This is a genomic window from Mycolicibacterium wolinskyi str. Jessa 2025 (assembly GCF_049241375.1).
In the GTDB taxonomy this organism is placed as follows: domain Bacteria; phylum Actinomycetota; class Actinomycetes; order Mycobacteriales; family Mycobacteriaceae; genus Mycobacterium; species Mycobacterium wolinskyi.
In genome coordinates, this window is the sequence record NZ_CP185960.1 from 6,150,110 (window position 1) to 6,165,775 (window position 15,666).

Sequence of the window (15,666 nt, forward strand, 5' to 3'; positions counted from 1 at the left end):
ACTAGCCGATCTGGAAGGTGGGCTTGAAATCCGACGGCTGTTCGCCGATGACGAAGCTGCCGGCCGGGCTGATCACGAACCCGGCCTGGTTGCGCCCGTCGATGCACGCGGTCATCACGCCGTCGGTCCCGCAGCTCACGGTCTGGTAGCTGATGCGGCTGTTCGGCGGCAGCGGCTTGGCCGCCCCGGCCGCGGCGAACACCGGGGCCGGGGAGCTGGCGAAGCCGGGAACACCCGGCCCGCCGCTCACCAGGTTGGCCCCGTTGGGTGCGGCGGGAATCGGTCCGCTGCAGCCGTAACCACCGGAGCGCTGCAGGACGCACGTGACACCCTCAGGTGTGGCGAAGGCGTACCAGTTGTTGTCCATGACCGCGTATTCCGACGTCTTCACCGGTGCGAACGCGTTGACGTTCGGCACTACCGGCGGGGGTGGCGGCGCCGGCTCTGCCGCCGCGACTCCGGGAACGCTCATGAAAGCCGCCCCCGCGGCGCTTACCAGGCCGATCAGCATTCTGCTCCGCACGCGGTAACCCTAACCCGGCCCCAACAGCGGGGCCAACCGCTCTGGCGTCAATTACGGGACGCTCAGCCGCACTTCAGATCGACGTAGACCGTGGTGTAGCGGACCACTTCCTCGGTGTTGCCGCGCGGGGCCGCCCGCAACTCGGTGATGTCGCGGCCCGGACGGACCGCGCTGACGGTGCAGTTGTCGATCGAGCCGCTGCCGACCTTCGTCTGGATGACGCGGTAGCCCTCGGCTTGCAGATCCTTGATGGTCTGCTGCGCCGAGGTCTGACCTGTCGGTGCGGCGGCGGCCGGGCCGGCGAGTGCCAGTCCGGTGAGCGCCAGGCCGGCGGTGAGCGTCGCGATAACCGTTTTTCTCATGCTGCGAATTGCCTTTCTTATTCGACTGAACTTGCTTTCAGCCTAGGCGGATAATTCAGGCAATTCCATCAATTCATATCGAACACACACGGTTATGCGGCAATCGAATTCAGGCCGAATTCAAAGAATTCACAGAGCCGGCACCTGCGGCGTCGAAACCCGCACTGACATGGGGATACGCACGGTAAATACCGTCTCGTCCGCGTCCGAGGCCACAGTCACGCTGCCTTTGTGAGCTTGAACAATCGACGCGACGATCGCGAGCCCCAGGCCGGTGCTCCCCAATTCACGCGAGCGCGATTTATCGGCCCGCACAAAACGCCCGAACAGGTTCGGTAACAATTCGGCGTCGATGCCCGGCCCGTCATCGGCGACGGTCAATTCGGCGTATTCACCATCGACGGCAAGCGTGATGGTGACGGTCACACCGGGCGGCGTGTGCATTCTGGCGTTCGTCAGCAGGTTGCTCACGACCTGATGCAGGCGGATGTGGTCCCCGCGGACCCAGACCGGTTCGTCGGGCAGCCGCGCCACCCACGTGTGCGTCGGCGCCGACACCGCGGCGTCGTTGACGACGTCGACGATCAGATCGCTGAGGTCGACGTCGTCGGTCTCCAAGTCCTGGCCCTCGCCGAGCCGCGACAACAGCAACAGGTCGCTGACGAGCACCGTCATCCGGCGCGCTTCCGCTTCGATGCGGGCGAGCGCGTATTCGGTGGTCGGCGGAAGGTTCGCGCTGTCCTGCCGGGTGAGTTCGGCGTATCCCTGGATCGCGGCCAACGGCGTGCGCAACTCGTGGCTGGCGTCGGTGAGGAACTGCCGGGTGCGCCGGTCCGAGGCGGCGAGTTCGGCGAGCGCGCTGTCGACGTTCGCGAGCAGCTGGTTCAGCGTCTCGCCCACGATGCCGACCTCGTTGTCCGGATCGGTGTCCTTGTCGCGCACCCGAGCCGTGATCCGGTGATCGTCACCGTCGAGCCGCAGCGTCGCCACCTTGGCCGCGGTGGCCGCCACCCGGCGCAACGGCCGCAACGCGAAGCGCACCACCGCGATGGTCGCGACCGCCGTCACGATGAGCGCGACGATGATGATGACGGCAACCGTCACGGTCTTGCGGGCGATCATCAGGTTTGCGCTGTCCAGGGAAACGCCCGAGACCAGCACGTCCCCGTCGCCGGCGGGCTGGCTGCACACCCGGTAGGAACCCAGCACCGGGAGCTTGATCGTGCGCGGCTCGTGCTGATCCCACGACTGTGCGTCGAGCGCCTTGACGACCGCATCGGGCGCGGGGTGCGGCTCGCCGTCGGAGAACATCGCCGATTGCACGACCTCGCCGTCGTGCAGCACCGCGATCAGGTTGCCCGGCGCCTGGCCGACGAACGCGGTGAGCGCTTCCTCGTCCTTGGTGATCTGGTGCTTTTCCTCTTTTTCGCGGAGCTTGTCGTAGGAGTGACTGAACGCGGCCAGCGACCGCGACACCTCGGTGTCGCTCATCGTCGACACGTAGGTGTGCAGGCTGTAGACCGACAGCACGCCGACGGACAGCAGCACCACCGACACGATCGACGTCACCCCGAGCACCAGTTGCCTGCGCAGCGAGCGCGGCCACCATCGAGGGCCTGTCATTGCACCGTGTCGGCGGGGCGCAACATATAGCCCACGCCGCGCACGGTGTGGATCATCGGCTCGCGGCCGGCGTCCACTTTCTTGCGCAGATAGGAGATGTAGAGGTCGACGATGCTCGACTTGCCGCCGAAGCCGTAATTCCACACCCGGTCGAGGATCTCGGCACGGCTCAGCGCCCGCCTGGGGTTGCGCATGAGAAAGCGCAGCAGCTCGAACTCTGTGACGGTCAACCCGATGGGCTCACCAGCGCGCGTCACCTCGCGGCTGGCCCCGTCGAGCACCATGTCCCCGACCTTGAGCACCTCGTCGGCGGGCGGCGTGGTGTGGCTCGACCTGCGCAGCAGACCGCGCAGCCGGGCCACGAGCTCCTCGAGGCTGAACGGCTTGGTCATGTAGTCGTCGGCGCCGGCCGTCAGACCGGACACGCGGTCCAACACCGAATCGCGCGCGGTGAGAAACAGCGTGGGCGTGTAGCCGTCGGCCTCACGCACTCGTTGCAGAATCTGCAGGCCGTCGATATCGGGCAACATGATGTCGAGCACCACCACATCGGGCTCGGTCTCATCGAACTTGGTCACCGCGTCGTGTCCGTTGTGCGCGACGTCGACGGTCCAGCCCTCGTAGTGCAGCGCCATCTTGACCAGATTGGTCAGTGCCGGCTCATCGTCCACCAGCAACACCCGGATCGGCGAACCATCGGCGCGATGGATCCGCGGCAACTGGCCGAGGATGGCCTGCCGCGGTTGCTGAGAACGCGGGGATACCGACATCATCGTCATGATCCCATTGTGCGGAGCGCATAGATGCCTGTCACGAAGTTCATATCGAGTTCTCAGGTAAACCCATTGAATACAAACGACTATGACGTGTATCACCTTCAAGATCACTACGTGAGCCGACCCAGATTTGTTGCGATACAGAGCTTTTCATACGTATCCGTTAATTCTTGGTAACCACCGGTATTTCCGCGTGGGATGTTTTGCCTGCATAGCACCCTAATTCGCACCCTACGGGGTAGGCGCGAAGATTTGGGTTCTCTATGTGTCCGCCACGCTTCCTTGACGGGTTCAGAAATCGATAAATACTCTCGCCCACAGCAATTGGATGTTGTTTTACCGCAGCGGACCATAAGTCGACTTGTGTCGCGCTGTCGTGCAACGTCTTTCAACCACGTATCAGTGACAACGGTGTCAGCACACTGACCGGGCCCGCGACGACGCCTGCCCGGATGCCCACCCCACCCCGGACGGGAGCACGAGATGCAGCAAACGATTCCATTAAAAGACAGAGCCGAGGCGGTGCTGCGGTACGACCTGCCCGCCTCGCTCGTGGTGTTCCTGGTCGCGCTCCCGCTGTCGCTGGGCATCGCGGTCGCCTCGGGCGCACCGGTGCTCGCCGGCATCATCGCCGCGATCGTCGGCGGCATCGTCGCGGGCGCACTGGGCGGGTCCCCGCTTCAGGTCAGTGGACCCGCCGCCGGGTTGACCGTCGTCGTCGCGGGACTGGTGTCGCAGTTCGGCTGGGCCGTCACGTGTGCGATCACCGTGTGTGCGGGCGTGCTGCAGGTGCTGTTCGGCCTCAGCCGGGTGGCGCGTGCCGCGCTGGCGATCTCGCCCGTCGTCGTGCACGCGATGCTGGCCGGCATCGGCATCACCATCGCGCTGCAGCAGGTGCACGTCCTGCTGGGCGGTAGCTCCAACAGCTCGGCGTGGGCGAACGTCACCGAGCTGCCCGGTCAGCTGATGTCCGCGCACGGTCCGGGGCTGTTCCTCGGCGTGCTGGTCATCGCGATTCTGGTGGGCTGGAAACGGATGCCTGCGGCGGTGCGCAAGGTCCCCGGCCCGCTGGTCGCCATCGTCGGCGTGACGGCGCTGAGCGTGCTGTTGCCGTTCAGCTCCATCCAGAACGTGCCCCGCATCCAGCTGGACGGCTCGCTGATCGACGCCCTCGCGCTGCCGAGCCTGCCCGACGGCAACTGGAGCGCGTTCGCCGCGGGTGTGTTGACCGTGGCGCTCATCGCAAGCGTCGAAAGCCTGCTGTGCGCGGTGGCCGTCGACCGCATGCACACCGGGCCGCGGACGAACTTCGACCGCGAGATGCTCGGCCAGGGTACGGCCAACATGATCTCCGGCGCGGTCGGCGGCCTGCCCGTCACCGGCGTCATCGTGCGCAGCTCGTCCAACGTCGCCGCGGGTGCCCGCACCCGGGCGTCGGCGATCATGCACGGCGTCTGGGTCCTGGTGTTCGCGTTGCCGTTCGCCGGGCTGGCCCAGTTGATCCCGACCGCGGCCCTGGCCGGCCTGCTGATCGTCATCGGCTGCGAGCTGGTCAAGCGCGCGCACATCGAAACCGCCCGGCGTACCGGCGATTTGGTGGTGTACGTGGTGACGGTCCTTGGCGTCGTGTTCCTCAACCTGCTGGAGGGTGTGCTGATCGGGCTGGCCCTGGCGATCGCGCTGACCGTGTGGCGCGTGGTGCGGGCCAAGATTCACGCCGAGCCCGTCGGTGAGAACACCTGGCGCGTCGTCGTCGAAGGCTCGTGCACGTTCCTGTCGCTGCCCAAGCTGACCAGCGCGTTGGCCACCGTGCCAACGGGCGCCAACGTCACCGTCGAGCTGTGCGTGGACTTCATCGACCACGCCGCACACCAGGCGATCGACGAATGGCAGCGCCAGCACGTGGCCACCGGCGGCACGGTCGACATCCATGACGTCGGCGCGGTTGAGATGGCCAGTGCTGTTGCGGGACCGCCGATTCGGGCGTTCACGCCGTTCGACAAGCGGTCCGGTGTGGTGCCGTGGAGCTCGTGGCAGCAGCAGGAGAACTCGACGTCGGTGCTGGACGGGCTGGCGACGTACCATCGCCGCACCGCGCCGGTGCTGCGTCCGCACATGAAGGAGCTCGAGCACGCCCAGCGGCCGGAGACGTTGTTCATCACGTGCACCGATTCGCGCATCGTGCCCAACGTCATCACCAGCAGCGGCCCCGGCGACCTGTTCACCGTCCGCAATGTCGGCAACATGATCCCGGCCGGCCAGACCGACGCGTCCATGGAGGCCGCGATCGCGTTCGCGGTCGACCGGCTTCATGTCAGCTCCATCGTGGTCTGCGGGCACTCCAGCTGCGGAGCCATGAATGCCCTGCTCGGCAACATGCAACCTCGCGGTGCCAGTGACGAGTATCTGAAAACCTGGCTGGCCGAGGGCAATCCGACGCTGGAGGCCTTCGACGACGGGCGGCACCCGGTCGCTCGGTCAGCTGCGGCAGCCGGGTTCGGGTTGGTGGATCAGTTGTCGATGGTCAACATCGCGGTCCAGGTGCAGACCCTGCGCGAACACCCACTGGCCCAAGGCGTCAACGTGATCGGGCTGTTCTACGACATCCCCAGCGCCGGCGTCCTGCGCGTGACCCCGACCTACGTCGAAACCCTGGCCGACGCCGCGTAGCGGGTCCACTTGGGTCCCCTTGGGTCCCCTTGCACCGCGAGCGACCGTGTTTGTACAGCGACACTCCGTGAATCGCGTACAAACCCGGTCGCTCGCGCAGTGCCGTCAGGACTCCGGACGCCAGTCGAACGGGAAGTGCTTGCTCGACCCGCCGCGATACTCATGCGAGAAGTCGAAACCGACAGCCTCGTCCTTCTTGACCACGCCCCATGTGGCCACCTGGCCCGGGCCCACCTCGGCGCCCGGCGCGTTGACTGTCGTCACCCGCTTGTTCGGATCGGCCGTCGGCCCGGTCAGCGCCTCCACACGAACGTCCACCTTGCCCGGGATCTCGGCCCGCCAATACGCCAGATCCTCAGCCGCATCGAACGTGATCGGGGCGTACTCGATACCCCGCAATTCACCGATGAGACTGCCGAATTCGCCGGGCCAGCCACCCTCATACCCGGTGAAGATCTGCTCAAGCGCATGACGCTGGTCCGCATCGGCCTTGTCGTCGATGTAGAACATCAGCGACATCGTGGCGTCCGGGTCGCCGACCCACATGTTGCCCTTGAACTCGCCGATCGCGACCACGCCGAGGTCGCTGAGATCCGTTGCGCCGTAGTAGCCCTCGTGGATCTTCCAGACGAGCGTGAACAGGCAGTCGCCATGCGTGGGCTCCTGGGCAAAGCTGCACGGGCAAGGCAACTTGCAGCTGCACACATCGAACCATTCGCCCCGCAGAGACCAGTCCGTCGTGGTCGTCACCGTCATCGCTCGCTCCTCTCATGTATACCCCTAGGGGGTATCTGACGTAGCTGACGCTACGCGGGTCAGGCGATGGGCACAAGTACCCCCAGGGGGTATCTATCGAGGGCGCTGAAACGGTACGAGCGACCGCGTAGGTACGCAGATCACGGTGTGTCGGCGTACAAACACGGTCGCTCGCGGTGCAAGAGGGGCAAGAGAGGTCAGAGGCCGCGGCCCGCCATGTCCTCGAGGCGGCGGATGCGGTCGGCGATCGGCGGGTGGGTCGAGAACAGCTTGCCGATGCGCTCGCCGGCGCGGAACGGGCTCGCGATCATCAGATGGGCCTGGTCGGCGAGCTGGGGCTGCGGCGGCAGCGGCGCGGCCTCTACCCCACCGGAGATCTTGCGCAGCGCCGAGGCGAGCGCGAGCGGATCGCCGGTCAGCTCGGCACCGGACTGGTCGGCCTGGTATTCGCGCGACCGTGACACGGCGAGCTTGACGACCGTGGCCGCGATCGGGCCGAGGAACGAAACCAGCAGCATCGCAAGAGGATTGCCGCCCTCGCGGTTGCCGCCGAACATGCTCGCGAACATCGCCATGTTGGCGAGGGCCGTGATCACCGACGCCATCGCGCCTGCCACACACGAAATGAGGATGTCGCGGTTGTAGACGTGGGAAAGCTCATGGCCCAGCACCGCACGCAGTTCGCGCTCGTTGAGGAGTTGCAGGATGCCGGTCGTACAGCACACCGCGGCGTTGCGCGGATTGCGGCCGGTGGCGAACGCATTGGGGTTGGCGGTGTCGGAGATGTAGAGGCGTGGCATCGGCTGATGCGCGGTGGTGGCCAACTCGCGGACGATCCGATAGATCTCGGGCGCCTGGACTTCGGTGATCGGCTGGGCGTGCATGGCCCGCAGCGCCAGCTTGTCGCTGTTGAAGTAGACGTAGACGTTCATGCCGACGGCGAACAGCACCGCCAGGCCAAGGATCGCGCGGCTCTGGAACAGCGCACCGATGAACACAATCAGCGCCGACATGCCCACCAGGAGCAGGAATGTCTTGAGCCTGTTCGCGTGCGGATTCCAGGTCATCGGAGTTCCTCGCTTTACAAACTAGGAAAGTTGACGCCGATTCAACGCTCAGCAACCCCTCCTGGGTTCCGCATCAGCCGTGGCGGTTGACCGTGTAGTCCACCAGGGACGCGAGTGCGTGGCGACCCGGCCCCTCGGGCAAGTTGGCCAGTTCCTCGCGCGCCTGGGCCGCGTAGGAGGCGACGGTCTCCTTGGCCCGGGCCATGCCCGGCGACCCGCGCAACAGGCTCAGCGCCTCGGCCACGTCCTCGTCGCGCTCAACCGGCCCGGCCAGCAGTTCGCGCAGCCGGTCGGCCTCCGGCCCGGTCTCCCTGAGGGCGTACAGCACCGGCAGCGTGTGCACGCCTTCGCGCAGGTCAGTGCCGGGAACCTTGCCCGACTCGTCGGGGTCGCTGTCGATGTCGATGATGTCGTCGGAGATCTGGAACGCCGTGCCGACGATGCCGCCGAGCCGGCTCAGCCGCTCGATCTGCTCATCGTCGGAGCCCGAGAACGTCGCACCGAAGCGGCCCGACGCCGCGATCAGGCAGGCCGTCTTCTCGTAGACCACCTTGAGGTAGTGGTCGATCGAGTCGACGTGGTCGGCCGCGCCCCGCGTCTCCCGCATCTGACCGGTGACCAATTGCGCGAATGTGTCAGCAATCACACGCACGGCGTCCGGTCCGAGCCGCGACACGAGCCGCGACGCGGTCGCGAACAGATAGTCGCCTGCGAGGATGGCGATGTTGTTGCCCCACCGGGCGTTGGCGCTCGGGGCGCCGCGGCGCACCTGCGCCTCGTCCATCACGTCGTCGTGGTAGAGCGTCGCGAGATGCACGAGCTCGATCACCGAGCCGGCCACCGTGACCTGCCAGGCATCGGGCTGCGGCCCGAGCTGCGCGGACAGCACCGTGAACAACGGGCGGAACCGTTTGCCACCGGCCTGGAACAGATGCTGGACGGCTTCGGCCATCAACTCGTCGGCTTTGCCCAGTTCTTCCGACATCATGTCTTCGATCCGGGCCACACCGTCGCGGACATCGGCGGCGAATGCCGCATCGCCGAAGTCAACGCCTGCCACCACGGTCGCTGGTGTCCTCACCCTGCCAACATACTGGGAAGCGTGAGCACCAATGCGGATGTGGTCGTCGTAGGAGCCGGACCAGCGGGTTCGGCGGCCGCCGCGTGGGCGGCGCGCGCCGGCCGCGACGTGCTTGTGATCGACGCCGCGCAATTCCCCCGCGACAAGGCGTGCGGTGACGGGTTGACGCCGCGCGCGGTCGCCGAGCTCGAACGGCTCGGGATGGGGCCGTGGCTCGACACCCGCATCCGGCACCGCGGTCTGCGGATGTCGGGTTTCGGCGCGGACGTCGAAGTGCCGTGGCCGGGCCCGTCGTTCCCGTCGACCGGGAGCGCGGTGCCGCGCACCGAGCTCGACGACCGGATCCGCTCGGTCGCCGCCGACGACGGCGCGAAGATGCTTCTCGGCGTCAAAGCAGTTGGGGTACAGCACGATTCACAAGGGCGCGTGGACACCGTGTTGCTCGACGACGGCAGCTCGGTGAGCTGCACCGAGTTGATCGTGGCAGACGGGGCCCGCTCGACTCTCGGCCGCGTCCTCGGTCGGACGTGGCACAAGGAAACCGTCTACGGCGTGGCCATCCGCGGCTACATCGCCACGCCGCGCGCGAACGAACCGTGGATCACGTCGCATCTCGAACTGCGCTCCCCCGAGGGCAAGGTGCTGCCGGGCTACGGCTGGATCTTCCCGCTCGGCAACGGCGAGGTGAACATCGGCGTCGGCGCTCTGGCCACCTCGAAACGACCGGCCGACGCGGCACTTCGCCCCCTGATGTCCTACTACGCCGGCCTGCGCCGCGAGGAGTGGGGTTTCACCGGTGAGCCGCGGGCCGGGCTGTCGGCACTGCTGCCGATGGGTGGCGCGGTGTCCGGAGTGGCCGGGCCGAACTGGATGCTCATCGGTGATGCCGCGGCATGCGTGAACCCGCTCAACGGCGAGGGCATCGACTACGGGTTGGAGACCGGCCGGCTGGCCGCCGAACTTCTGGGATCCGGAGATCTGTCACGCGCGTGGCCCGCCCTGCTGACCGAGCACTACGCACGCGGGTTCTCGGTGGCGCGGCGATTGGCGCTTCTCCTCACTCTGCCGCGGTTCCTGCCATTGACGGGGCCGGTTGCCATGCGGTCGACGACGTTGATGCGGATCGCCGTGCGGGTGATGGGCAATCTGGTGACCGACGAAGACGCCGACGCGATCGCCCGAGTGTGGCGGACCGCCGGCCTCGCGTCGCGACGGCTGGATCAGCGCAAGCCGTTCAGCTGAGGCGGGTGAAGGCGCTAGCGGCCGCGGTTGAGCATCCAGATCCGCGTCGAGAGCGCGGTCGCGAACGCACACCACAGCGGATAGGGCGCGAGTACCGCCGCCCGCGGGCCTTGGGCCTGAACCGCCCGGCACGTGAGGTCGGCGCTGCTGACGGTGAGCGCAGCCGCGGCCACCGCCGCCGTGCCCAACCGCCGCTGCGAGAAGAAGATCCACGACCAGCCGGCATTCATGACGAGGTTGGCGCCAAGCGCCGCGGTGAACGCCCGCGCTTGATCACTCCGGTTCTCGGCACGCATCTTCTCCAGCGTCGAGGCCGACACTGCCGCGATGTCGGCGTAGAGAATCGGCCAGACGATCGGGAACGCCTGCCGCGGCGGCTGGAACCACGGCTTGCGCAGCGCGGCGTACCACGACGACTCCGCCGGGCGGCTCGCCAATCCACCGACCAGCGCGGTGGCGAGCGCTGCGGATGCGGTCTTAACCAGTGTGTTCGGTCGCATGAAGTACTTGTTACCCGAATTCGCGCCCGGCACACCCATACGCGGCCTAACGTGTCAATTCGTGAATCCGAACCGGTATCGCCCCGGCAGTCAATTCATCGGTCGCGTCGGCGGGTTGGCAGTCGCGCTCGGCATTGGAATCGCGGTGGCCAACAGTCCGGGTATCGCGTCTGCCGACACCGGAGAATCGACTTCGTCAGAGTCGTCGGAAACCTCGGCCGGGCCGTCGGTCAAGTCCGCGGAGAAGGCCAAACCGGCAAAGCCGAAGAAGAACTCCATTCGGGACGCGATCAAACGCTCCGCGCAGCGTGATTCGTCGGAGTCACGTTCGGCCGACGGCGAAAACGTATCTTCCGCAACGGATTCAGAACCCACGGACCGGCCCCAACGAACAACGCCCCGGCGCACCGAGCGGCCGGCCGCGAAAGTGCTGTCCACGCTTGGCCTGTCGGCAGAGGCGAACAAGGATCCGGTCGAGCCGCCGCCAACACCGGCCGAGTGGGTCAAGGCCGCGATCGTGCGTCGTGAGATCGGGCATGACGCCGGCCCCGCCAAGACCGTGAAGACCGCTCCGGCAACGACTGTCGCAGCGCAGACTGTATCCGTGTCCACCGAGGACAGCCCGCTCAAGACGCCGGAGCAGTTGGAAGCCGAGCAGATCGCCGCCAGGACCGTGAAGACCCTGCCGGTGCGGCTCATGAAAGTCGTTCTGAAAGCCGGGTTCCTGGTGGCCGGCCACCAACAGTTCCCGGGCGGTCCCGACGCTGACAACCTCGCCGCGCTGGACAACGCCGTCGACGAATTCGTTTTGGCCGCAGCGTTTCAGCAGCAACTGCTCAACCCGATGAATCCGAAGTTCGTCACGCAGGTCGCGCCACCGCACACGTGGAACGGCCAGAGTGCGGGCGGTACGCGGATCCTCTACGACAATCCCGACACCATCTACCGCTTCACCGGGGTCAGCGCATCGTCGGAGTACGTGATCAGGGGCCAGTTCTACGACGTCGACGGCGACGGGGACTTCCGCGACGACATGCCGGCCGACACGAGCTTCAGCGTGCTGGAGGGCACGGCCGGGACAACATCGCAACTGCTGACGGTCGACGACGAATTCGAGATCGACGATGACGGCACATTCGAGATCACGGTGAGCGCCGAACCGGCCGACGGTCGGCCGAACCACCTGCAGCTCACTCCGGGCTCCACCATCATCGCGTCCCGAAACACGTTGGGCGACTGGAACGCCGAGAAGCCGATGGGCCTGGAGATCCAACGCGTCGGCGGCCCGCCCGACAGCCTGTTCGCTCAGCTGGGCGGCTTCACGTTCCTCGGCTCAGTGGTGAATCAGAGCCCGGTGCTGACGTCGATCGTGTCGGCCATCCCGCCGCTGCCGAATATGCCGCCCGCGGTGCGTGGCACGGTCACGGCGCTGATCCTGATCGTGCGAGGCGCCAACGAGCAGGCCAAGTACATGGAGTTGGCGACCGCGGGCGATCCCAACGTGATGAGTGAGCCGGCCAGCAACGCGGAGTTCCTGGCGAACCAGAAGCAGAGCAACGGCCAGTTCCAGCTCGACGACGACGAAGCCTTGGTGCTGACGATCGATCCGGGCGACGCGGGCTACTTCGTCGTACCGACCTACAACGACTGGACCATCACCGACAACTACTGGGACCAGCCGACCAGCCTGAACAACGACCAGATGACGGCGAACCCGGACGGCACCTATACCGTCGTCATCTCGCCGAGCGATCCTGGTGCGGCGAACTGGGTTTCGACGGGCGGCCTGAACCAGGGTCTGATCTCGATCCGATTCCAGAACCTCGGCGGCGATCCGAACAACGCGCCGCGGATCGTCAATCAGCAGGTCGTGTCGCATGACGAGTTGGACGACCTACCGAACGTGGAGTTCGTGACACCCGAGCAGCGCGAGCAGCAGCTCGCGGAGCGCAGGGCCGGCTTCGACATGCGGTGGGTGTAGAACTCACGCATCGACTGCTCAGCATCACCCGACGTAGCGCAGCACTCCGAGAATCCCCTGCTCGTCGTTTTCGCCTGGGACACTCACACATTCGGCCAACGCGTCGCGCACGGAATCGGCGCACATCTCCGTGCCGATGAACACCAGCGCTGTGCGGTGCGGCTCGCCGCTCCCCCACCGCTGCTTTTCGAACCGCAACGACGAGCCGACCAGCTGCATGACGAACTTGCGGCCCGATCCGGCGGCGCCGAAGTCGACGAAGCCTTTCGCCCGGTAGAGACCCGCGGGCCGGTTCTGCAGGAACGCCATGAACCGGCGCGGGTCGAGCGGAGTCTCTGAGATGAACTCGACGCTCTGAAACGCGGCGTGCTCGTGCTCGTGGTGATCGTGGTCCGCCCACAGCATTTCGTCGAGACTCAGCTGCCCGGCGCGCGGTGCCTGCTCAGACGGGTCGATCAACAGAGCGGGGTCCAGCCGGCCGAACTCGGTCGGCACGATGGGCACGCGCGGGCTGAGCGTGGCCACTTTCGCCCTTACGGCCGCGAGCTCGTCGGCGCTCACCTGGTCGGCCTTGTTGAGCACGACGAGATCGGCGACCCGCACGCTGTGCCCGAGATCGCCCCGCGCGGATTCCACGGCGTCGACCATGAGCACGAGCCCGGCGTAGTGATAGCGCTTGTCGTCGGCGGTGGCGATCGTGCGCGCGAGCGCGGCGGGCTCGGCCAGGCCACTGGCTTCCACGACGATGAGGTCCAGACGTGGCTTGACCGCGGCGAGCTTGCCGAGCATCTCACCGGCTTCCTCGGCGTCGACCGCACAGCAGATGCAACCGTTGGAGAGTGACGCCATCGCGTCGACCTGGCCGGCCACGAGCATGGCGTCGATGTTGACGGCGCCGAAGTCGTTCACCAGAGCGCCGATGCGCACGCCGCGGCTGTTCCACAACAGATGGTTGAGCAACGTCGTCTTGCCGGCGCCGAGGTAGCCCGCGATCGCCAACACAGGTACCGATTTCACCCGGCCATCCTAAAGTTGTTGGGAATTGTTTTCAGTAAGCGGGTTCACATCCAGCCGCTCGCAGATGCCGGTGAATGTTCACATCACCGCGCAGGCCATCATCGTGCGCTGGAGGAGGTTGCCGCACAGACCCTTTCATTGGACGCGACCGTTGCGCCCGCCTATGCGCGACATTGTCGCTGAGATCGCCAACCTGGCACCGTCTGTCACGCAGGCACCAACTTTGCGATTCACATCTGACTCCGGCATCGCATTGGCAACAGTCGCAACATATTTCGGGGTGCCCGCCTACCAGCGACAAAGTCGCTCGCAATCGGGCAGGCCAGATCGTGAGACTCACGTGGCCGATGAGGGCGCTGGGCTTGATGTGACTCGGCGCTTGGTAACGAAGGGACAAGTGTTGCGCCAGAGGCGTTTTCAGCGACATTGTCGCTCATAGGCGGGCACGGGCATACCCCGCTCCAGGTGCCGACAGTTACAACGGTTTCGTCGCCGCATGCAGCGCGACGATCCCGCCGGTCAGGTTGCGCCAGCGCACCTGGGACCACCCGGCGTCGGCGATCTGACGTGCCAACTCTGCCTGCGTCGGCCAGGCTCGGATCGACTCGGCGAGATACACGTAGGCGTCGGGATTGCTCGACACCGCGCTCGCCATCCGCGGCAGCGCCTGCATCAGGTACTCCTTGTAGAGCGTCGCGAACATGCGATTGGTCGGCGTGGAGAACTCACACACCACCAGGCGCCCACCCGGCCGCGTTACGCGGGCCATCTCGCGCAACCCCGCCACGTGATCGACGACATTGCGCAGCCCGAAGCTGATCGTCACCGCATCGAACACGCCGTCGGCGAACGGGAGCCGCGTCGCGTCGGCACCCACCTTGGGCACCGGCCGCCCGGCACCGGCGGCCAACATGCCGACCGAGAAGTCCGCGGCGACGCACCACGCCCCCGACGTCGCGAGCTCAACCGTCGACACCGCAGTGCCTGCCGCCAGGTCGAGCACTTTGTCACCAGGCCCGATGCGCAACGCGGAGCGGGTCTCGCGGCGCCAGAACCGGTCCTGCCCGAGCGAGAGCACGGTGTTGGTCAGGTCGTAGCGCCGCGCCACGGCGTCGAACATCGACGCGACTTCGTGGGGGTTCTTCTCCAGGCTGGCTCGACTCACGTCGCCGACGCTACCTGTGAACTTCCGTAATCCGGGAATGGGGAGAGCCGCAGGCCCGCTGTAGCCCGATATGAGTGCAAAAGTCTGGTTCATCACTGGTGCGTCACGCGGCTTCGGGCGGGAGTGGACGATCGCGGCCCTCGAACGCGGCGACAAGGTCGCCGCGACCGCCCGCGACACCTCGACCCTCACCGACCTGGCCGACAAATACGGCGATGCGCTGCTTGCGCTCAGACTCGACGTGAACGACCGCGAAGCCGACTTCGCCGCGGTCACGCAGGCCCATGATCATTTCGGCCGCCTCGACATCGTCGTCAACAACGCCGGCTACGGACAGTTCGGGTTCATCGAGGAGCTGTCGGAGGCCGAGGCCCGCGAGCAGATCGAAACCAACGTGTTCGGCGCACTGTGGATCACCCAGGCCGCGCTGCCGTATCTGCGCGCGCAGGGCAGCGGGCACATCATCCAGGTGTCGTCGATCGGGGGGATCACCGCGTTCCCGCTCGTGGGCATGTACCACGCGTCGAAGTGGGCGCTGGAGGGTTTCTCACAGTCGCTGGCTCAGGAGGTCGCGCCGTTCGGCATCCATGTGACGCTGATCGAGCCGGGCGGGTTCGACACCGACTGGGCCGGATCGTCGGCCAAGCACGCCACGCCGCTGCCGGCGTACGACGAGGCCCGCGAAGCCGCCCAGCGGGCCCGGGCACAGCGCACCGCGAAGTCCGGTGATCCGAAGGCATCGGCCGCCGCGGTGCTCAAGATCGTCGATGCCGAGAATCCGCCGCTGCGGGTGTTCTTCGGCGAGCTGCCGCTGCAACTGGCCAAGGCCGACTACGCGAGCCGGCTGAAGACCTGGGAGGAATGGCAGCCGGTTTCGATCGAGGCACAGGGGTAGGCCGGGCG

At 66.6% G+C, this 15,666-nt stretch carries 14 protein-coding genes; 4 read left to right on the plus strand and 10 right to left on the minus strand.

Annotated elements, in window-relative coordinates; all coding sequences use genetic code 11:
* Position 1: 1 nt before the first annotated feature.
* The 4 genes from ACOI2T_RS30465 to ACOI2T_RS30480 form a co-directional block, all read right to left on the minus strand.
* Complete coding sequence (locus ACOI2T_RS30465; RefSeq protein ID WP_067859025.1) at positions 2-523, minus strand: hypothetical protein; 522 nt, start codon at positions 521-523, stop codon at positions 2-4.
* 62 nt (positions 524-585) lie between these two features.
* A complete protein-coding gene (locus tag ACOI2T_RS30470) occupies positions 586-885 on the minus strand; it encodes a hypothetical protein (RefSeq protein WP_067859028.1) in 300 nt (99 codons plus the stop codon).
* 129 nt (positions 886-1,014) lie between these two features.
* Positions 1,015-2,508 (minus strand): sensor histidine kinase, encoded by a 1,494-nt coding sequence (locus ACOI2T_RS30475; RefSeq protein ID WP_409502235.1) that lies wholly within the window; start codon positions 2,506-2,508, stop codon positions 1,015-1,017.
* The gene (locus ACOI2T_RS30480; RefSeq protein ID WP_067859036.1) at positions 2,505-3,287 is read right to left on the minus strand and encodes a response regulator transcription factor; all 783 of its coding nucleotides are present in this window, start codon (positions 3,285-3,287) and stop codon (positions 2,505-2,507) included. The genes ACOI2T_RS30475 and ACOI2T_RS30480 overlap by 4 nt, the downstream gene beginning before the upstream one ends.
* A 480-nt stretch (positions 3,288-3,767) precedes the next feature.
* On the opposite strand from ACOI2T_RS30480, the gene ACOI2T_RS30485 reads away from it, so the two are divergent.
* Positions 3,768-5,954, plus strand: coding sequence for a SulP family inorganic anion transporter (locus ACOI2T_RS30485; protein ID WP_409502236.1), 2,187 nt, complete (start codon positions 3,768-3,770; stop codon positions 5,952-5,954).
* Positions 5,955-6,059: 105 nt separating this feature from the next.
* Here ACOI2T_RS30485 and ACOI2T_RS30490 read toward each other — a convergent pair whose 3' ends face one another.
* From ACOI2T_RS30490 to grcC1, 3 genes are all read right to left on the minus strand, one after another.
* Positions 6,060-6,710: a DUF1326 domain-containing protein gene (locus tag ACOI2T_RS30490; RefSeq protein ID WP_409502237.1), complete on the minus strand. Its 651-nt coding sequence runs from the start codon at positions 6,708-6,710 to the stop codon at positions 6,060-6,062.
* A gap of 197 nt (positions 6,711-6,907) precedes the next feature.
* Positions 6,908-7,777 (minus strand): zinc metalloprotease HtpX, encoded by an 870-nt coding sequence (gene htpX / locus ACOI2T_RS30495; protein WP_067859046.1) that lies wholly within the window; start codon positions 7,775-7,777, stop codon positions 6,908-6,910.
* A gap of 73 nt (positions 7,778-7,850) precedes the next feature.
* Positions 7,851-8,858 (minus strand): nonaprenyl/(2E,6E)-farnesyl/geranylgeranyl diphosphat synthase, encoded by a 1,008-nt coding sequence (grcC1, locus tag ACOI2T_RS30500; protein ID WP_207626444.1) that lies wholly within the window; start codon positions 8,856-8,858, stop codon positions 7,851-7,853.
* Positions 8,859-8,879: 21 nt separating this feature from the next.
* Here grcC1 and menJ point away from each other — a divergent pair, with 21 nt between their 5' ends.
* Positions 8,880-10,100, plus strand: a complete 1,221-nt coding sequence (menJ, locus tag ACOI2T_RS30505) for a menaquinone reductase MenJ (protein ID WP_409502238.1) — start codon at positions 8,880-8,882, stop codon at positions 10,098-10,100.
* A 14-nt stretch (positions 10,101-10,114) separates the two neighbouring features.
* Here menJ and ACOI2T_RS30510 read toward each other — a convergent pair whose 3' ends face one another.
* A complete protein-coding gene (locus ACOI2T_RS30510; RefSeq protein WP_409502239.1) occupies positions 10,115-10,600 on the minus strand; it encodes a TspO/MBR family protein in 486 nt (161 codons plus the stop codon).
* 61 nt (positions 10,601-10,661) lie between these two features.
* Between ACOI2T_RS30510 and ACOI2T_RS30515 the strand changes: the two genes are divergently transcribed.
* Positions 10,662-12,581 (plus strand): DUF1214 domain-containing protein, encoded by a 1,920-nt coding sequence (locus ACOI2T_RS30515; RefSeq protein WP_409502240.1) that lies wholly within the window; start codon positions 10,662-10,664, stop codon positions 12,579-12,581.
* A 24-nt stretch (positions 12,582-12,605) separates the two neighbouring features.
* Here the strand turns inward: ACOI2T_RS30515 and ACOI2T_RS30520 are convergent, their stop codons facing one another.
* Positions 12,606-13,598: a CobW family GTP-binding protein gene (locus ACOI2T_RS30520; protein WP_409502241.1), complete on the minus strand. Its 993-nt coding sequence runs from the start codon at positions 13,596-13,598 to the stop codon at positions 12,606-12,608.
* Positions 13,599-14,073: 475 nt separating this feature from the next.
* A complete protein-coding gene (locus tag ACOI2T_RS30525; protein WP_409502242.1) occupies positions 14,074-14,763 on the minus strand; it encodes a demethylmenaquinone methyltransferase in 690 nt (229 codons plus the stop codon).
* Positions 14,764-14,833: 70 nt separating this feature from the next.
* Between ACOI2T_RS30525 and ACOI2T_RS30530 the strand changes: the two genes are divergently transcribed.
* On the plus strand, positions 14,834-15,658 hold the full coding sequence (locus ACOI2T_RS30530) for an SDR family oxidoreductase (protein ID WP_409502243.1): 825 nt from the start codon (positions 14,834-14,836) through the stop codon (positions 15,656-15,658).
* The last annotated feature ends 8 nt before the right edge of the window (positions 15,659-15,666 follow it).